The sequence below is a fragment of the Arthrobacter sp. UC242_113 genome (assembly GCF_044054585.1).
Lineage (GTDB): Bacteria > Actinomycetota > Actinomycetes > Actinomycetales > Micrococcaceae > Arthrobacter.
The window spans coordinates 2,763,562-2,780,550 of sequence record NZ_CP171968.1 but is presented as its reverse complement, the minus strand read 5'-3'; the positions used below and the strand labels follow the sequence as shown (position 1 = coordinate 2,780,550).

Here is a 16,989-nt window from a genome sequence, read left to right as displayed (position 1 = left end):
GCGGGTTTTCAGGCGGTAACGGTGCCGGTCGTGACCCAGGCCGCGACGGCAAAGATGAGCACGGCGAACGAGATGCGGATGTGCTTGTCGTTGAGGTGGCGGGCGAGGCGGGCAGCAAGGAGGGATCCGAGGATCGCCGGAACCGTGAAGGCCAGGACGTGTGGCCAGTCAATGGTGAATCCGGTGGCGTGGGCACCGAAGCCCGCGGCGGAATTGATCACGATGATGGCCAGGGATGAACCCACGGCCTGTTTCATCGACAGGCCCAGGAACAATGTCAGGGCCGGTGTGATCAGGAAGCCTCCGCCCACGCCCAGCAGCCCGGTGAGGAACCCGACGAGGACGCCTACCCCCACGGCCTTGGGGGCGCAGGAGCGGAACGCGCGGTTGGGCCCGGTGCTGCAGGAACCCTCCGTTTCCGTGGTCCGGATGAGCATCCGGATTCCCGCGATCACCATGATCACGGCGAAGGCGAGCATCAGGATATTTGGATCCAGCAGCCGGCCCGCCGCCGTCCCGCCCCACGCTGCCGGGATGCCTGCTGCGCCTACCATCAGGACCACTGGCCAGTTGATGCCCTCGCGCAGCCGCGGAAGCAGTGCCGCCAGGGAGGAGATGCCCACCACCAGAAGGGAAGTGGGGATGGCCTCCGCCGGGCTCATGCCCACGCCGTAGACCAGGGCGGGGACGGCGATGATCGAGCCGCCGCCGCCGACTACTCCGAGAACGATCCCGACGAAGAGCCCCAGTGACAGGGCAGCGATCATGCTGCCGGCGCCTGCCTGGCTCCGGCCTGCGGCAGCCGCAGGATCGCACTTTCACGGGTGGGTTCCCTGGCGGCCCGGTTCCACGGCATCGCCGAGATGGCCCTGCCCATGGCGCAGGTGTTCGTGGCTGCGGAGAAGGTCAGGCCCGCCCCGATGACCCCGGCAAGCGTCCGGATCCTGGGCGAGACGAACTTGCCGCCGGCCAGTCCCAGAACCACCAGGGACCCAGCGGCGAGGCGGACCTGGCGTTCCAGGTCCCAGCGGGCCTTGCCCTCGACCACATCGCCGCCGCTTGCTGCGTAGCCGGGAACTCCGCCGGTCAGGACGTAGGCCGTATCGATGCCGGAGCCGGCCAGGCGCTGGCGTGCCTGCTCGGCACGGGCTCCGGACTGGCAGACCAGAACAACGCGGCTGCCCAGCCGGGTGGCCAGTTCATCGGTGTGCTCGGACAGCAGTGGCAGCGGGACGTTATAGGAGCCACGGATGTGCATCGACTCGAACTCAGCGGCAGAGCGCACGTCGATGACGACAAGGTCCTGACGCTCGGTGACCCAGCTGTGCAGGGTCTCCGGCGCGAGGGCGGTGATGGCGGTTGAGGGGGAAGTCATGGTGAACCTCTCGTAAGGGGGTCATTGGGGACATGCCACCACTATGGCAGATACCCATGGGGGTATGCAAGACACCCTGGGGGGTATATGATTGGTGGCAAGCCGCCTACGCATTTGGAGATCTAATGCAACTCGATCCAACTGAACTGACCCCGGTGGTCAACCGCCTCAAACGAGCCCAGGGGCAGCTTGCTGCTGTGACCCGCATGCTGGAGGAGGGCAAGGACTGCAAAGACATCGTCACCCAGCTCGCCGCCGTCTCGAAGGCTCTGGACCGGGCAGGCTTCGCAATCATCGCCACCGGACTCGAGCAATGCATCCGCGAAGACACCACTATGGACAAAAAGAGCTGGAAAAGCTCTTCCTCTCCCTCGCCTGACAGGCAGGGACCACAGACGCCTGCCGGGGTGAGTACCCCCAAGCTTCCCCGGCACGGCCCCCGCCTGAACCCGGACATCCCCGTAACGACAAAAGAGGAGCAGGCTCATGAGCTATACCCACGCGGTTACCGTCCCGCTGTCCTGGGGGGACGCCCTCCAGCGCACCCGCGAGACACTCGGCGAGCAGGGATTTGGCATCCTCACCGAAATTGACGTCCGCGCCACTTTTGAGTCAAAACTCGGAACCGACGCCGCCGACGCCGTCGGCGACTACGTAATTCTTGGCGCCTGCAACCCTGCCCTTGCCAGCCGCGCCCTCACGGCCGAACCGGAGCTCGGTGCGCTTCTTCCCTGCAATGTCGTTGTCCGGCGAAGCAAGCACGCAGGCGGGACCACAATCGAGGCCATCGACCCGCAAACCATGGTCCAGCTCAGCAACAATCCTGCTGTCCGGGAGGTCGCCGACGACGCCGATGCCCGACTGCGCAGGGCCCTCGCGGCGCTCGGCGGTTCGAAAGACATCTCGAACTGACTAACTTGCCTGCACTTGCCAAGTGGAGAGAAGTCCTGTCGCCGCACAGCCTCGCCTGCACCGGGAAGGCGATGACAAGAGCTCCGGCCTCGGGACGCCGATCCAGTTGCAGCAGATTCTTCTACGTCCGTCCGCAATGCAGCGACGCAGAAAACCACCGTCGCTACGGAAATTGCGGGGCCTCGGCAATTTGTGCGTCACCCAGCTGAACACTGCGCCGACGGCATCTCTACGGGTGGCCGTGCCGTGCCGGCACCGGGACGTTCCGGTGCCGGCCAGGCGTCAGGCGGTGCCAGATCAGAGCTGGGCCAGCAGCGCCTGCATTTCTTGTACTTCGGCCTCCTGCGCGGTGACGATGGCCTTGCTGAGGCTCACGGCATCGGCGTTCTTCCCGCCGGTGGTTTCGGTTTTGGCCATCATGACGGCGCCCTCGTGGTGGGCGATCATCTGGGTGAGGAACAGTTTTGTTGCTTGCCTGCCTTCTGCGGCGTCGAGTTTCTTCATGTCGGCGTCGCTCATCATGCCGCCCATCCCACCGGCACCGTGGGTGGACATGTCGTGACCGGAGGGTGCCTGCGTGGGTTTGTTCCAGCTGGTGAGCCATCCGGTCATCGTCTCGATTTCCGGACCCTGGGCGGCCTTGATCTTGGTCGCCAATGAGGTCACCTCTGCGGGGATCTCCTTCTTGGCCAGCATCATCTCGCTCATCTCCACCGCCTGCGCGTGGTGGGGGATCATCATCTGGGCGAACATGACGTCGGCGGCGTTGTGCTCAGCGGCGGCAGCTGCGGAGCTGCTGGCCGGCGCGGAGGTAGTGCTGCTTTCGGCGCCGGTTGTTGAGGTGCCGGTGGATCCGGGCCCTGTTCCGGTGGAGCATCCGGCGAGGGCAAGGCTCGCGGCGAGGGCAGTGGCGGAGAGGGGGAGAAACTTCTTGGTCATGAAAATCAGGTCCTTCAAAAATTGTCAGGGCGCGGCGGCGCCGCTGGAGTGGGCATGCACGATATGGATGCGCCGAAAGGGGAAGATCTGCAAGCCCCGCGGCTGGCGCCGGGAGAAGCTCCGGCGTGGGTCCTGTTCGCGGCGTGCTTTTTACGTCCGGCTGATGCAGAGATCGCTCGGTGAAGGACTTCTTGGGAGGTAGGAGTAAGTACTCACGACCGTACCCTGCGCGGCCATGACGGGGATGGCACCGAATACGGTGGTGCCGGGCGGCGGGGCGGCCAGGGAACCACTCTTCGCTGAGGGCGTGCAGGATACGGTCATGGTCTGCATATCGGTGCAGCTGCCGCAGCACGGGTCCACGGAACCCATGTCGTGGCCAGCGGCTTCCTGGACTGCTTGCGTGCCGGATGCCGTGTGATCGGGGTGGCTTTTAGCGGCCCCGCCCGCGTGGACTGACTGCAGCGTTCCGGCTGATTCGGCGCTCATGGCTGTCATCGAGTGCATCGAATGGTTGCCGGTGATCACGTGCATGCCCAGGATGCCGGCGACGACGGCCAGGACCGCGGCGAGTCCGCCCGCCCAAAGGAACGCCCTCGCGATGCGCTTCATAGGTGCGGTCATGACGTTGTTCCTCCTTCCGTGGCGGGTTCCGGATCATCTTCAAGGCTACCGGCACTGTATTCCCCAGCCGCCCGGGCCTGTGTTGACTCACGCAATGTGTCCGGGGTTCAACGAACCTGCGACAGGTTCAGTTTCACCCGGCGCAGCAGCTGGGCGTTCAGGGCCACGACGATCGTGGACGCGGACATCAGCACAGCCCCGGCCGCCGGCGACAGGACAACCCCGGCGAAAGCCAGCACCCCGGCGGCCAGCGGCACTGAGATGACGTTGTAGCCGGTAGCCCAGACCAGGTTCTGCCACATCTTCCGGTAGCTGGCCCGGGACAGGTCCACCATGGACAGCACGGCCCGCGGGTCGTTGCCGGCCAGCACCACGCCTGCCGATTCCATCGCGACGTCGGTGCCGGCACCGATCGCGATGCCGACCTCGGCGCGGGCCAGTGCCGGGGAGTCGTTCACGCCGTCGCCCACCATGGCCACCTTCAGGCCGCGGGCCTGGAGTTCGGCGACCTTCTTGTCCTTGTCCGCGGGCAGGACTTCGGCGAAGACCTCGTCAATGTCCAGCTCGGCGGCCACTGACGCTGCGACCTGCCGGGCGTCGCCGGTGATCATGGCCACCTTGATGCCGCGGCCCTGCAGTGCGGCCACGGCCTGGCGCGATTCGTCACGGACGGCGTCCTCCAGGCTCACCGCACCGAGGATCCGGTCGCCGTCGATGACGTGCAGCACGGCAGCGCCGCGGTCCATCCAGCCCCGCGTGGAGGCTGCCAGCTCGGCCGGTTCGGTGATTCCGGATTCCCGAAGCAGTGCCGGTCCGCCCACTGCCAGCACCCGGCCGTCAACGGTTGCGCGGACACCGCGTCCCGTCATGGACGTGAAATCGGTGGCACGGGGAAGCGAGAGTCCCTGCTGCCGTGCCGCACGGACAACGGCCCGGGCAACGGGGTGCTCGCTGTCTGACTCGACGGCTGCCGCCAAAGCCAGGAGTTCTTCCCGGTTCGCGGCTTCAACAGCGGCTGCGTCCTTGAGTTCGGGTTCGCCTTTGGTCAGGGTGCCGGTTTTGTCGAACAGGACCACGTCGATGGTGCGCATCCGTTCCAGCGCCATCCTGTTCTTGATCAGTACCCCGGCCCTGGCGGCCTGCTCGGTGGAGATGGCGATGACCAGGGGGATGGCCAGGCCCAGGGCGTGCGGGCAGGCGATCACCAGGACGGTGACCGTGCGGGTCACGGCATCGGGCACGCTGCCCAGCAGGGTCCAGGCGATGAAGGTGATGACGCCGGCGCCGGCGGCGAAGTAGAACAGGAACGCAGCGGCGCGGTCGGCCAGGGCCTGCGCCCGGGACGAGGAGGCCTGGGCCTCGGCGACCAGTCGCTGAATGCCGGCCAGGGCGGTGTCGTCCCCGACCGCGGTGACCCGGACTCGGACGGTGTTATCCGTCGCGACCGTGCCGGCCACAACGGCGTCGCCGGCGGAACGGGTGACGGTCTTGGACTCGCCAGTGATCATTGATTCGTCGACTTCGGCCGTGCCATCCGTGACGGTGCCGTCGGCCGGCATCCGGGCGCCGGAGCGGACCAGGACCAGGTCCCCGGCGCGGAGCTCCGCGACGCTGACGGTTTCGGTGCCCGCCTCGGTGATGCGTTCGGCCTCGTCCGGCAGCAGTGCGGCCAGAGCATCGAGGGCTCCCCGGGCGGAGCCGAGGGCGCGCATTTCGATCCAGTGGCCCAGCAGCATGATGGCCACCAGCAGGGCCAGCTCCCACCAGAAGTCCAGGTCGAAGCCGCCGATGCCCAGACTCGTCACCCAGGACGCAACGAAGGCAACACTGATGGCCATCCCGATCAGCAGCATCATCCCGGGTTGCCGGGTCTTCAGCTCATTCAGCCCGCCCTTCAGGAACGGCATCCCGCCGTAGACGAAGATCGCCGTGCCGAGGACAGGCGGGATCCACGCCGAGCCGGGGAATTCGGGCGGCATGTAGCCGAGAAGGTGGGCGAACATCGGGCTGAAGTACACCACCGGAACCGCCAGGGCCAGAGTCAGCCAGAACCGGTTCTTGAACATCGCTGTGCTGTGCCCGGCATGCTGGCCGTGGGCGTGGACCATGTGATCGTCGTGGGTGTCGCGGCCGGAGTGCGGGCCGTGTCCGTGGCTGGCGGCTGCTCCTGCAGCGGTTGGTGCCGAAACGTCCGCTGCGGCGTGTTCGGCGTGTTCAGCCGCCCCCATCTGCAGGGCGGAGTGTGAGGTGTGCTCTTCCATGATTCCCTCCCGGGGAGATCAGGCCTGTCCCGGAATCAATATCCCGGGCAGCGCCAGGTGCCGGTCAGCTGTTGTGAACGTTGTATCCGGCGGAGTTGACTGCTTCGCGGACGGCGGCCTCGCCGGCGCTTCCGGAGATCCGCAGGCGGGACAGGCCGCCCGGAACGAGTTCGACGGCGGCTGCCTCCACGCCGTGCACGGCCGCGACGGCTTTTTCCACCGACGCCACGCAATGCCCGCAGGTCAGGCCTTCCAGGCGGTACTCGGCGTCCGCCGCCGCAGCGGATGAAGAACGGCCCGGAGCCTCGGCCCGGCAGCAGGCGCAGCCGCCTGCTGAGGCGGTCAATGGGAGGTCAATTCGCTTGTCTGTTCCACGCATGTCAGTTCCATTCCATGAAGACGGATCGGGTGCGCTGGGGTTGAACGGCTGTGACGGGGAGCGAAGCCCCTGGACATACCACTTCACTGACAACACCAGAAATATACCCCTGGGGGGATATCTGTCAAGGATAGGTAACCCGTTGTTGTGGGCGTCGCGTTCGCCATTCGGCTTTGGTAGGCGCCGCGGCATCCTGGCCTGCCACTGCCTTCCGGACGCCGGGCGCCTGCGCCCGTGAGAAGCTGTGCGAAGCACAAAATGCTCACAGGGGGAAAACATGCTTGGAATTGTCGCAGCCATTCTCGGGTTCGCGCTGCCGGCGATGCTCATCGCCACGGTGCTGTACTGGATCGTCCGCCTGGGGGTGAAGCACGGCCTCAGGTCGTACGACGAGGAAAAAGCTAGAGCCTCAGAGGCAGCGCCCTAGGGAGTCAGCGTCCGGCCGGCCTGCGAGGAACGGTCATCGGTTTAGGCCTCCGCGCCCGACGTCGGCACGATGTTGTGGTTGAGGCGGAAAAGGTTGTGCGGGTCGAAGCGGTTCTTAAGCTCCACCAGCCGGTCAAAGGTGTCCGGCCCGTAGGCCTGGCGCGCGGCCTCGACGGGGTCCTGCCCGATCTCTGCGCCGAGGAAGTTGACGTACTGGCCATGCTCGCTGAACGGCTGCATGAGGGCATAGGCCTTCCGGGCGAAAGCGCTCAACCGCTCGTCCTCCGCGGCGTCCTGCCAGAAGCCGTAGATGTTCAGCCAGTACTTCGCGGAACGGTTGGGAAACGCCGTTGCGTCCTCCGGCACCCGCCCAAAGGCCCCTTGCATGTGGTGGATGTCGATCCCGGTCCCGGACCATGTCACCTCTGAGGCGAAACCGGTCAGAACGTCGATGGCCACATCGTCCATCCGGGAGAACGACACGTTCTTCCAGTACCCCCGGGAGCCCTTGGGAAAGAGTCCGTCCATGGCAGTCTGCCACTCCAGCCAGTCCGCCGGCCCCACTTCCTCCGCGTCCGGGGGTGCGGTCTCGCGCAGCTGCCCAATCAGCTCGAGCCCGGGCTGGTGGTCCTCCGAAGTCCAGGCGAAGCCGATGATCATCCACGGTTCCTCGCCCATCCCGAAGTCGGGCGGGAGCACCAGGAAGGAGACGATCGGGTTCATCTCCTCGGGCAGGTCCTGCGTCCACCGGTCGAAGGCACCCAGCGCGCTCTTCCAGCGGGTGGGGCGGTAGAAGAAGTTTCCACCCAGCACGGCAGCCGGCAACGGCCGGGCGCGGAAGGTGAAGGAGGAGACCACCCCGAAGTTGCCGCCCCCGCCGCGCAGTCCCCAGAACAGTTCGGGGTTCTGCTGTTCGCTGGCATGCAGGTGCTCTCCGGTGGCGGTAACGACGTCGGCGCTGTCCAGGTTGTCGTGGCTCAGCCCGTTGGACCGGGTCAGCCAGCCCACCCCGCCGCCGAGGGTCAGTCCCGAAACTCCGGTGGCACTGATCACCCCCAGCGGCACGGCCAGTCCGTGCGCGGCGGTGGCACGGTCCACGTCTGCCAGGGTGGCCCCGGGCTCGACGGTCACCAGCCGGTGTTCGACGTCGACCTCCACGTTCCGCAACTGGCCCAGGTCCAGCACCAGGCCGCCGTCCACAGTCCCGTGCCCGGCAATGTTGTGCCCGCCGCCGCGGACGGCCAGCGGCAGGCCGGTGCTGCGGGCCGTGTGCAGGACGGGACCGATGTCGCCGACGGCTCCTGCCCGGATGACGGCCCGCGGACGCACGTCGATCATGCCGTTCCAGACCGCCCGGGCCTCGTCGTACAACGGATCCTGCGGTTCGATCACCTGCCCCGACAGGTGCCTGCGCAATTCCTGCAGGGCACCGTGCGTTTCGCCGTTCTGCTCCGCCTGGTGCATTGTGCTCATCGGTCTGCTGCTTCCGTGCCATGGGGGCTACTACCCCTGGTCCAGTAGTGGAATTGTTCCCGCCGGGGTCGGCGCTGCAGGGCGATACCCGTCCCAGTGCGCAGCGGGCTCCAGGGTGTCACCGTCCGGGATGGGTCCGGCCGCCAAGGCACTGGAACAGCTCGCGGTGTCCACAGTATAGAGTCGCCCGCGAAGCCCGACAACGGCCAACGCGAAGTGCCCGCCCCGACAATAGGGGGCGGGCGGGCCGGGTCCGAAATACCCTAGGCGCCCCACCCGCAGGAGAGTAGATTACGGGTGGATTGCCCGGCAGGTTGCGGAGCCCGGGCTGGTGCCGGCAGCGGCACCGGCAGAACCGCTAAGCCGGCCGCCGAACCAGACAGGAGGGCCGCAATGGGGTGGTATGTGAAGGCCGGGGAGTTGGAGATCTGGACCGAACAGATCGGTGAGGGCCCGGATGTCCTGCTGATCGCCGGGCTGGGGGATACCGTGGAGTCCTGGCAGTTCCAGTTGGACGGGCTGGCAGCCCGCTACCGGATGACGGCGTTCGATAACCGGGGTGCGGGGCGTACGGCCATGCCGGAGGGGCAACCCACCGTCGAGGCGATGGCGGACGACGCGGCTGCGGTCCTGCGGGGTCTCGGCATCTCCGCAGCGCATGTTGCAGGGTTCTCCGGCGGCAGCATCATCGCCCAGGAACTTGCTCTGCGGCACCCGGAGCTGGTGCGCAGCCTGGTGCTGCAGAGCACCTGGCCAGCCATGGACGCGTACATGAAGTCGCTCTGCCGGTCCATCCACTGGCAGGCCACGCTGGCGCCGGACGAGCGCGCTTTCCTGGAGTTCTTCTTCCTGCTGGTCTATACGCCGCGGGCACACAACAGCGGGATGGTGAGCCAGATCATCGAGGACGTCCTGGCGTTCCCGTATCAGCAGTCCACCGGGGATTTCCTGAAGTTCCTTGACGCGTTCGTGGTCCACGAGACGGCAGGCCGGCTGGGGCAGATCAACGCGCCCACCCTTGTCCTTGCCGGCGGAGTGGATCCGATGAGCCGGCCGGAACTGGGTGAGGCGGTAGCCCAACGCATACCGGGTGCACAGTTCGAGGTGATGCCGGAGGAATCCCATCAGCCCTTCCAAGAGATCCCGGACGTTTGGAATGCGCGCGTCGACGAGTTCTGGCAGGAAGCGGAGAGGCGGCGCTCGGCGATTGGGCCCGCCGGAATTCCGGACGAGTAAAAGCAGTACGGACTTGGCGTCAGTGCGCTCGCGGATCCGCGCCTGCATCACTGCGGGATTGTTCAACCGCATTGCCTTGACCGGTGCCTGTCCAGTTGGCGAGGAGTTGCATAGCCTCGGCAGTTGGGGAGTGGGGCTCGATGACGTAGACCACCATGAGCAGGTCCGGTTCGCCGCTGACTTCGAAGGATTCGAAGTCGAAATCGAGGTCACCGACGAGCGGGTGGTGGTACTTTTTCGCCCCGTGCCGGAACCGAAGCACGTCATGGGCTGCCCACAGGCTCCGGAACCTGTCGCTCTTCATGGAGAGTTCGCCAACGAGTTTCATGCTCTCCTCGTCGTTGGGGTCATGGGCCACGGCAGTGCGCAGCAGGGAGACGGAGTTGCTTGTTCCCATGTTCCAGTCCCGGTAAAAGTCGCGGGCCCGGGGATCGAGGAACAGGAAGCGCAGGTGGTTGAACTGCCCGGGCCCGGTCTCCTGGGCGTGAGGGAACAGAGACCAGCCGGTCGAGTTCGAGGCGACGAGGTCCAGGCGGCTGTTCTGGATGTAAGCCGGCGCCGCGAACGTGTCGAGTACCCGCTGGAGCTGGGGCCGGACGCGTGGTTTGGCCTTTCGGGGCCGACGTGCCGCAGGCGAAGGGCGGATCGCGCGCGCCAGGGACATGAGGTGGTCCCGTTCCACGTCACCGAGCTGGAGGGCGCGTGCTATCGCCTCAAGCACCTCGTCCGAGACTCCCGTGATTTTTCCGCGCTCGAGGCGGGTGTAGTAGTCCGTACTGATTGCCGCGAGCTGGGCGACCTCCTCGCGGCGCAGCCCGGGGACCCGGCGGATCCCCGGGTACGGCGGCAGACCCGCGTCCTCGGGGGTGAGCCGGTGGCGGCGCGAGGTGAGGAATCCCTGTAGCTCCGCCTGATAGTCCATGCCAACCACGCTACTCCCGGCGGCACACCGGTGGGAGGGTCTGCCGTGACTAGGCACGCCGGACCCATGACAAAGCCGCACTGCCACAGCCCCCTGCCGGGCGGTGAAATGGAATACGTGTCTACTACTACTGTCACTACTCCTGCCGCAGGCATGACCCGGACCCGGACCATCGTCTTCGCCATCGCAGGCGGGCTCGCCGTTGGAAATCTTTACTGGGCGCAGCCACTGATCGAAGAGATCGCCGGCTCGCTCGGCGTGGCCTCCTCGAGTGCGGCCGCGTTGGTCACCGTCACCCAGATCGGTTATGCGCTCGGCATCTTCCTCGTGGTTCCCCTCGGCGACGTCCTGAACCGGCGCCGGCTCATCCCTGCGGTGCTCGGGGTGTCGTCGGTCATGCTCCTCGGGGCGGCGGCGGCACCGAGTTTCTCGCTCCTCCTCGGCGCCTTGGGCGGCGTGGGGCTCACCACCGTGTCAGCGCAGCTCCTCTCGCCCTTGGCGAGCGAGCTTGCGGCGCCGGAGCAGCGCGGCCGGGTGGTCGGAACGATCGCCTCAGGAGCTCTGATCGGCATCCTTCTCTCCCGCACCGTGAGCGGCCTCGTAGCGGAAGCGTTCGGCTGGCGGGCCATTTACGTCATCGCTGCCATCCTCGCTGTGGCCCTCGCGGTGGTGCTGTACGCCCTCATCCCGCGTCTGGAACCTCGGGAGCCGATCCGCTATACGCGGCTGCTCGGCTCCGTGTTCACCACCGTGGCGCAATACCGCGCCGTGCTGCCCACCCTGCTGATCAGCGGGCTCGGCTTCACGGTGTTCTCCCTGTTCTGGACATCGCTGACGTTCCTACTCGCCGCGCCGCCGTTCTCGTACTCCGTGGGGCAGATCGGGCTGCTCGGCCTGGCCGGCCTGGCCGGCGCCCTCGCCGCCAGGAGGGCGGGCGCCATCCACGACCGGGGCTGGTCCGTTCCTGCCACGGGCGCCGCGCTGGCCCTGCTCGCCCTGAGCCTTTCCGGTGCCTGGCTCGCCAGCGGCTCCATCATCGGCCTGATCGTCATTGTGATCCTGCTTGATGTCGCAGCGCAGGCGAACCTGGTCCTCAGCCAGACCCGGCTCCTGGCCCTCCCGGGGTCGGCGCGCAGCAGACTCAACACCGCGGTGGTCGTCAGCAACTTCATTGGCGGCGCGGCCGGGTCCGCCATGTCCGGGCCGCTGTGGAGCGCAGGCGGCTGGACCGCCGTCATGGTCGCCGCCGTCGTCCTCACCCTTGCGGCACTGGCCGTCTGGTCCGCCAGCCGCACACGTCTCGCCGCTGTGGCGTGACCCGAACAAAGGTTTATGATGCATCCAGTGCCCAGCACGGGGAGGGATCCCGGTGGGCAGTAGGAAGACGCGGCCAGCGGCACATGAGCCGGAACCTGAGGAGTGCCCATTGGTTGATAGTCCGTTCCCCGAGGATGACGGCTGGATGGGGGAGACCGCCGATGAGGTCCCTCTGGTGCGGGCGCAGGCGCGTGAGATCATCGAGGCGGTCCTGGCCGGTACGGATCCGGAAGGGGCGGAGGTCCGTGAGCGGTTGCGTGAGCACGTGGCCGCGCACCCCGGACTTCCGGAGGCCGCACTGCACGAGCACCTGATCTTCAGCCGCTCCCTTGCCAGGCGGGCCAGCGGCCGGACCAAGCCGGACAAACGGGATGCAAGGCTCCAGCAGGACGGCGATCAGATGGGCGTCGCCGCCCGGGACCGGGCGGCCATTGAAGCGGTCCTGCACGGGGGCATGCTGGTCACAGCTTTCCAGCCGGTCCACGATTTAGCCAGCAGGGGTGTGATCGGCGCCGAGGCCCTGACGCGCTTTGTGTGGGAAGACGGGGGCAATGCGGGGTCCTGGTTCAAGAATGCCGCCGCGGTCGGGTTGGGAGCAGACCTGGAGTTCTCGGCGCTGCAGTCTGCCGTGGCCGCTGCACGGGACCTTCCACCCCAACTGGCAGTCGCCTTGAACGTCTCCCCGGCGGTATGCCTCGATCCCCGGCTTCCCGGATTCCTCCACCAGGCACCTCTGGAGCTTTCCCGCATCGTCCTGGAACTCACCGAACCACTTCAGGGCGGCCAGTTGGGCCCACTTCTGGACGTCCTGGCGCCGATGCGCCGTTCCGGCCTGCGCCTGGCGGTCGATGAGGCCGGCACGGACGCAGCGTCCATGCGCCACATCCGCTCGCTCCGGCCGGATGTCATCAAAATCGGCCGCGATCTGGTCGAGGAGATCCACCGGGACCCAAGCCGCCAGTACCTGGTCGCCGACATGGTCGAATTCGGACGGCAGACCGGCGCCGAGTTGGCTGCGGTGGGCATCGAAACCGCCGAGGAGCTGACCGTCCTGACCCGGTTGGCAGTTGCGGTGGGCCAGGGCCACTTCCTGGGCCGGCCCACGGTCAACGCGCAGGAATGGGCTACCTGGGCGGGTCCCGCCACCGCACCGGGGGCTCCTGGCCGCCACGGCCGGCGCAGGGCCGGAAGGCCACCGGCGGATTAACCCAGCGTCGATGGCGGGTTATCAGCGAAGCCGCAGGGTTTCAGCTACACCGCATGGTGAAGCGGGCCCGCGGTCCCGGAGGCAAGCAGCGCCTCGATCCGGGTCCGCAGTTCCTTGGGCCGGAACGGCTTGGTGACGTACTCGTCTGCCCCGTGGTGCAGCGCTTCGTTGATATCCGCTTCGTCGGCGCGGCCCGTGAGCATCACCACCCGGGCGGAGCTGAACGAACGGATGCGCCGCAGGACTTCGAAACCATCGACGTCCGGAAGACCGACGTCGACAGTAACAACGCGGGGATGCCGGTGCCGCACCAGGTCGACCCCCTCAGCCCCGCTGGCCGCGGTGTACACCGCAAAGCCCGTCTGCTCCAGGACTGCCCGCAGAAGGTTCCGCATATCGGCGTCGTCCTCAACAACGACTGCCACTCCCAAGCTGGTCATGGTCAACTCCACGTCCGGCGAATCCTTGAACCGGCCCAGCACCGGCTCCAAGTTCGCCCACACCACACGGTACAAGCGTGGGACTCTTTTTTCAGCATAAAATCTGTCGGATTCCAAAACGCGCTTTCATGAAGCGCTGCTCACCCAGTCACGACAGCACCAGCCAGATGCCCACCGCTCCGAGAGCAACGCAGGCGCCGGCAGTCCAGAAGACGGCTGATGTGTCGGGGGCCAGGTGTCCCGCCCTGATCCCTTCGATGCTGCGCCGGTAGCGCCGCCGCTGGGTGGCATAGATGCCGGTCCCGGCGGCGACGGTGAGGCCGAACATCGCCAGCACGAACGGCCCCTGGTCCGGGAGCCAGCGCAGGCTCATCGCGCTCGCGGCAATCAGCGTCAAGACTGTCCGGCCCCACGCCAGTGCGGTGCGCTCGGGCTGCAGCCCCGGGTCGCCGTCGAGCGGGCCGTTACCTGGGAGGGGAGCGGTGGCCGGGCTTTCGTCCATGGCTCAGGCAAGAACGACGACGGCGATCACCACCGCCGCTGCGACGGCGCAGCCGGCGGCGAGCAATGGACCGATCAGGGGCAGGGGCAGCGGCCGGTTCGAGCGCAGACTCGACTCCACCCGCAGCCAGCGGATGGCGGAGCCGGCGCTGAGCAGCATGCCCAGCAGGAGGAGCAGGACTGCCAGTCCGCGGCGGACGGGCTCGGGGAAGACGTCGGTGGTGAAGGCTTCCACCGCGATCCCGCCGGCGAGCAGCGCCAGCGAGGTGCGGATCCATGCCAGGAACGTTCGCTCGTTGGCCAGGGTGAACCGCGGGTCCGGTTCGGTGCCGCCGGGCAGGAGCCTTTCGGCGAACCGGCTCCTGCGGGGGCCGGGACCGGGCGGGGGAGTAGGGGTGGGTGGCACGGTCACAGTCTAGCCACCGCTGTGTAGTTCCCCTTGAACCTGGCCCCGCCGGGTGAAGGCTGCCGTATGTCAGGACATGACCGTTTCTTGAAGGTGCCCCAAGTTTTCCCTAGGTTGCCCCGGGCAACATGAAGCCCTGTCTGGAATCGCAATTGGGGGCGACATGGACCTGTGCTTCTTGTTTAATCCCGGTCTCCACTACACAGGAGGTCGGCATTGGCAGTCCTAGATGTCCACATCAATGACGGGTTCGTTCCCATGGTGGACGGCTCGCTGGTTTATCACCGAGGTTTCGGGGACCGCCACACTGCGGTCAATGACCCGGCTCCGGCGCTGGCGATGACGCAACGGGTCATCACCGCAAACGGACGGGTGGTGGTCAGCCGGACCTATCCGCTGGGCGCTCCTGTGCCGCCACACGGGAGGCCCTCACCCTTGCGGCCAGACCCGGCATTCCCCCGGCAGTACCTTGCCCGGAAGGGCTACTGGGCCAGCTTCTTTCCGCCGCGCACGCTGATCGCCGAAACGGGCAGCACCATCGAAATCATGGTGCATAACAACCTCGCGCAGCCGCATGAAATGCGGTTCCACGGTGCGGGACGGGGCGGGGCCGACGTCGGATCCGGACCCGTAGCGCCGGGCACATCGAAGCTCCTGCGGTTTCCGGCGCCTCTGCCCGGGACCTATCTGTACACCGATCCGGGCAACCAGCCGGTGGAACGGACCCTCGGTCTTTACGGAGCCCTGGTGGTAATCGATCCCCGCAACGCGTGGCGGCTTGCCCCGGGCAAGGCGGAGTTCGAGCGCCAGTGGCTCTGGCTGTGCCACGACGTCGACTCCAACTGGGCCCGCATCGCATCGAGGGGTCAGAGGGTCGATCCGCTGGCCACCCCGGCGGTCCCCAACTACTTCACCATCAACGGCTTCTCAGGGTTCCAGTCGCTGGCAGTCACCACCGACCTGGCGTTCAATGACCGGCGGCACGAGGACACGCTGCCCTCGGGCCATCCGCGTGAGACCGATGTGCGCAACTTCAGCGCCTCTCCGGCGGCCGGGGCCGTCCGCACCGGGCACCTCATGCGGATGCTCAACGCCGGCATCGTGGACCACCAGCTCCACTACCACGGCAACCACGTGTGGACCGTCCGCGCCAACGGCATCGACTTTCCAAGGTCCAACGGCCGGGTATCGCCCCAGGGCGACGTGCAACTCCAGCAGTGGGAGGACACCATCCAATTGCAGCCGCTGGAACGCAAGGAATCGGTCCTCCCGGTCCGGCGGCCGCCGGACACGGTTGACCAGGTGTGGAACGCAAGAAATGAGGACTGGACCTACCCCATGCACTGCCACGCGGAACCGTCCCAGACAGCCCGCGGCGGTTTGTATCCTGGCGGGCTGGTGGCGGACTGGGTGCTGGCTGGCCAGCCAGCCCCGAGTGAAGGCAGTCCGCCGACCGCTGCGGACCCGCACCACACGTTCCGGAGCCAGGTCGACTTCTCGTCAAACCAGCCCCACGAGGGCAGCCCCGAAACCCAGTTTCCGCTAAAGCCGGACGTCTTCTTCGAGATGGACTTCTTCAACAGAAAGTTCACTTTCCCTGACCGCTCCGAGCACGAGATGTGGACCTTCGAGGGAAACAAGTTCGGCCGCCAAATCCCCGGCACCACGGTGCGGTTGCAGGAGGGCCAGCTGTTCCAGGCCACCCTCAAGCCCAACAAAAGGGTTCACACCATCCACTGGCACGGCATCGAACCGGACCCCCGCAATGACGGTGTTGGCCATACCTCCTTCGAGGTCTCGGGCCACTACACCTACCAGTGGAGGCCGGATGTCGCCGTGAGCGGCAACCCCCACCGCGGCGCGGCGGGCACCTACTTCTACCACTGCCACGTCAACACCCCACTCCACGTCCAGATGGGCATGTTCGGCCCGATCGTGATCGATCCCCGGCCCAACCCGGCCAAGCCGGTGCCCGCTGGGGCCCGCCGTCACTCGTTTGACGGTCCGCTGTATGACGCCGCCACGGAAACCCTGATCGCGCCCTACTCGCTCGATCCCCGGTGGCACGAACTGAACCATGCGGCGGGGCTCAACGGCGAGGATGCCGGGCTGAACCGCTTCGAGCCCAGGCACTTCTTCCTCATCGGCGGCAACATCCCCAACCGGCCAAGGGGCGACGACGTCGTCTGGGCCATCTCCCAGATGCGGGCCAACGTTGTGCAGAACGGCAGGTATCCAACTCTTGTGCGGATGTTGAACGTGGATTATTTCCCTACCGTGACACGGATTACGGACGCCTCGGGCAGGCCAGCCAGGATCGCCGAACTGATCGCCCATGACGGCCGGCCCTTCTGGAACACCCCCAGCCCCACGGGCCCCGCGGTGCAGCCCTCGATGGCCGGCCAGCCGCTCCTGACCGACATCATCCATTCCGGCGCCGCGGAGAAGTTCGACTTCCTGCTGCGGCCGCCCGCTTCCGGGAAGTACACCATCACCATCAGCTTCCTGCACTGGCTCACGTCGCAGGTGCTCGCCACCCGCACCGTCACAGTCGACGCCCTCTGACCGCAA

Annotated in this window: 17 protein-coding genes and 1 pseudogene; 7 read left to right on the top strand and 11 right to left on the bottom strand. The window is 66.9% G+C overall.

The window, feature by feature from the left end:
- Window positions 1-8: 8 nt before the first annotated feature.
- Both ACHMXB_RS12600 and ACHMXB_RS12595 read right to left on the bottom strand, forming a co-directional pair.
- Window positions 9-767: a sulfite exporter TauE/SafE family protein gene (locus tag ACHMXB_RS12600; protein WP_395398711.1), complete on the bottom strand. Its 759-nt coding sequence runs from the start codon at window positions 765-767 to the stop codon at window positions 9-11.
- Window positions 764-1,375: a rhodanese-like domain-containing protein gene (locus tag ACHMXB_RS12595; RefSeq protein ID WP_395398709.1), complete on the bottom strand. Its 612-nt coding sequence runs from the start codon at window positions 1,373-1,375 to the stop codon at window positions 764-766. Before ACHMXB_RS12595 ends, ACHMXB_RS12600 begins: the two co-directional genes overlap by 4 nt.
- 125 nt (window positions 1,376-1,500) lie before the next feature.
- Between ACHMXB_RS12595 and ACHMXB_RS12590 the strand changes: the two are divergent.
- Both ACHMXB_RS12590 and ACHMXB_RS12585 read left to right on the top strand, forming a co-directional pair.
- Window positions 1,501-1,754, top strand: a pseudogene (locus tag ACHMXB_RS12590) (metal-sensitive transcriptional regulator).
- Window positions 1,755-1,861: 107 nt separating this feature from the next.
- Entirely contained in the window at window positions 1,862-2,287 is a 426-nt protein-coding gene (locus tag ACHMXB_RS12585) for a DUF302 domain-containing protein (protein ID WP_395398707.1), read from the top strand.
- A gap of 297 nt (window positions 2,288-2,584) precedes the next feature.
- On the opposite strand, the gene ACHMXB_RS12580 is transcribed toward ACHMXB_RS12585, so the two are convergent.
- The 4 genes from ACHMXB_RS12580 to ACHMXB_RS12565 form a co-directional block, all read right to left on the bottom strand.
- Window positions 2,585-3,226, bottom strand: a complete 642-nt coding sequence (locus ACHMXB_RS12580; RefSeq protein WP_395398705.1) for a DUF305 domain-containing protein — start codon at window positions 3,224-3,226, stop codon at window positions 2,585-2,587.
- 150 nt (window positions 3,227-3,376) lie between these two features.
- Window positions 3,377-3,850 (bottom strand): hypothetical protein, encoded by a 474-nt coding sequence (locus ACHMXB_RS12575; RefSeq protein ID WP_395398703.1) that lies wholly within the window; start codon window positions 3,848-3,850, stop codon window positions 3,377-3,379.
- 107 nt (window positions 3,851-3,957) lie between these two features.
- Window positions 3,958-6,111, bottom strand: a complete 2,154-nt coding sequence (locus ACHMXB_RS12570) for a heavy metal translocating P-type ATPase (protein ID WP_395398701.1) — start codon at window positions 6,109-6,111, stop codon at window positions 3,958-3,960.
- Between the two features lie 64 nt (window positions 6,112-6,175).
- Window positions 6,176-6,490, bottom strand: coding sequence for a heavy-metal-associated domain-containing protein (locus tag ACHMXB_RS12565; RefSeq protein ID WP_395398699.1), 315 nt, complete (start codon window positions 6,488-6,490; stop codon window positions 6,176-6,178).
- Window positions 6,491-6,767: 277 nt separating this feature from the next.
- On the opposite strand from ACHMXB_RS12565, the gene ACHMXB_RS12560 reads away from it, so the two are divergent.
- On the top strand, window positions 6,768-6,917 hold the full coding sequence (locus tag ACHMXB_RS12560; RefSeq protein WP_395398697.1) for a hypothetical protein: 150 nt from the start codon (window positions 6,768-6,770) through the stop codon (window positions 6,915-6,917).
- 41 nt (window positions 6,918-6,958) lie between these two features.
- On the opposite strand, the gene ACHMXB_RS12555 is transcribed toward ACHMXB_RS12560, so the two are convergent.
- Window positions 6,959-8,380, bottom strand: coding sequence for an FAD-binding oxidoreductase (locus ACHMXB_RS12555; RefSeq protein WP_395405264.1), 1,422 nt, complete (start codon window positions 8,378-8,380; stop codon window positions 6,959-6,961).
- Window positions 8,381-8,782: 402 nt separating this feature from the next.
- On the opposite strand from ACHMXB_RS12555, the gene ACHMXB_RS12550 reads away from it, so the two are divergent.
- Window positions 8,783-9,625: an alpha/beta fold hydrolase gene (locus tag ACHMXB_RS12550; protein WP_395398695.1), complete on the top strand. Its 843-nt coding sequence runs from the start codon at window positions 8,783-8,785 to the stop codon at window positions 9,623-9,625.
- A 19-nt stretch (window positions 9,626-9,644) separates the two neighbouring features.
- Here the strand turns inward: ACHMXB_RS12550 and ACHMXB_RS12545 are convergent, their stop codons facing one another.
- Window positions 9,645-10,547: a helix-turn-helix transcriptional regulator gene (locus ACHMXB_RS12545; protein ID WP_395398693.1), complete on the bottom strand. Its 903-nt coding sequence runs from the start codon at window positions 10,545-10,547 to the stop codon at window positions 9,645-9,647.
- A gap of 117 nt (window positions 10,548-10,664) precedes the next feature.
- Here ACHMXB_RS12545 and ACHMXB_RS12540 point away from each other — a divergent pair, with 117 nt between their 5' ends.
- Both ACHMXB_RS12540 and ACHMXB_RS12535 read left to right on the top strand, forming a co-directional pair.
- On the top strand, window positions 10,665-11,864 hold the full coding sequence (locus tag ACHMXB_RS12540; protein ID WP_395398691.1) for an MFS transporter: 1,200 nt from the start codon (window positions 10,665-10,667) through the stop codon (window positions 11,862-11,864).
- A gap of 109 nt (window positions 11,865-11,973) precedes the next feature.
- Window positions 11,974-13,071, top strand: coding sequence for an EAL domain-containing protein (locus ACHMXB_RS12535; RefSeq protein WP_395398689.1), 1,098 nt, complete (start codon window positions 11,974-11,976; stop codon window positions 13,069-13,071).
- A gap of 44 nt (window positions 13,072-13,115) precedes the next feature.
- On the opposite strand, the gene ACHMXB_RS12530 is transcribed toward ACHMXB_RS12535, so the two are convergent.
- The 3 genes from ACHMXB_RS12530 to ACHMXB_RS12520 all read right to left on the bottom strand — a co-directional run bounded on the left by ACHMXB_RS12530 (window position 13,116) and on the right by ACHMXB_RS12520 (window position 14,418).
- A complete protein-coding gene (locus ACHMXB_RS12530; protein WP_395405262.1) occupies window positions 13,116-13,577 on the bottom strand; it encodes a response regulator transcription factor in 462 nt (153 codons plus the stop codon).
- 82 nt (window positions 13,578-13,659) lie between these two features.
- A complete protein-coding gene (locus ACHMXB_RS12525; RefSeq protein ID WP_395398687.1) occupies window positions 13,660-14,013 on the bottom strand; it encodes a DUF202 domain-containing protein in 354 nt (117 codons plus the stop codon).
- Between the two features lie 3 nt (window positions 14,014-14,016).
- Window positions 14,017-14,418: a YidH family protein gene (locus ACHMXB_RS12520; RefSeq protein WP_395398685.1), complete on the bottom strand. Its 402-nt coding sequence runs from the start codon at window positions 14,416-14,418 to the stop codon at window positions 14,017-14,019.
- A gap of 216 nt (window positions 14,419-14,634) precedes the next feature.
- Between ACHMXB_RS12520 and ACHMXB_RS12515 the strand changes: the two genes are divergently transcribed.
- Window positions 14,635-16,983, top strand: a complete 2,349-nt coding sequence (locus ACHMXB_RS12515) for a multicopper oxidase domain-containing protein (protein ID WP_395398683.1) — start codon at window positions 14,635-14,637, stop codon at window positions 16,981-16,983.
- Window positions 16,984-16,989: the final 6 nt, after the last annotated feature.

Bases quoted from the DNA above. Each gene is read 5' to 3' on its own strand.
- ACHMXB_RS12560 (WP_395398697.1), top strand. From the start codon at position 6,768: ATGCTTGGAATTGTCGCAGCCATTCTCGGGTTCGCGCTGCCGGCGATG.
- ACHMXB_RS12550 (WP_395398695.1), top strand. From the start codon at position 8,783: ATGGGGTGGTATGTGAAGGCCGGGGAGTTGGAGATCTGGACCGAACAG.
- ACHMXB_RS12595 (WP_395398709.1), bottom strand. From the start codon at position 1,375: ATGACTTCCCCCTCAACCGCCATCACCGCCCTCGCGCCGGAGACCCTG.
- ACHMXB_RS12580 (WP_395398705.1), bottom strand. From the start codon at position 3,226: ATGACCAAGAAGTTTCTCCCCCTCTCCGCCACTGCCCTCGCCGCGAGC.
- ACHMXB_RS12585 (WP_395398707.1), top strand. From the start codon at position 1,862: ATGAGCTATACCCACGCGGTTACCGTCCCGCTGTCCTGGGGGGACGCC.
- ACHMXB_RS12565 (WP_395398699.1), bottom strand. From the start codon at position 6,490: ATGCGTGGAACAGACAAGCGAATTGACCTCCCATTGACCGCCTCAGCA.
- ACHMXB_RS12575 (WP_395398703.1), bottom strand. From the start codon at position 3,850: ATGACCGCACCTATGAAGCGCATCGCGAGGGCGTTCCTTTGGGCGGGC.
- ACHMXB_RS12545 (WP_395398693.1), bottom strand. From the start codon at position 10,547: ATGGACTATCAGGCGGAGCTACAGGGATTCCTCACCTCGCGCCGCCAC.
- ACHMXB_RS12555 (WP_395405264.1), bottom strand. From the start codon at position 8,380: ATGCACCAGGCGGAGCAGAACGGCGAAACGCACGGTGCCCTGCAGGAA.
- ACHMXB_RS12600 (WP_395398711.1), bottom strand. From the start codon at position 767: ATGATCGCTGCCCTGTCACTGGGGCTCTTCGTCGGGATCGTTCTCGGA.
- ACHMXB_RS12525 (WP_395398687.1), bottom strand. From the start codon at position 14,013: ATGGACGAAAGCCCGGCCACCGCTCCCCTCCCAGGTAACGGCCCGCTC.
- ACHMXB_RS12570 (WP_395398701.1), bottom strand. From the start codon at position 6,111: ATGGAAGAGCACACCTCACACTCCGCCCTGCAGATGGGGGCGGCTGAA.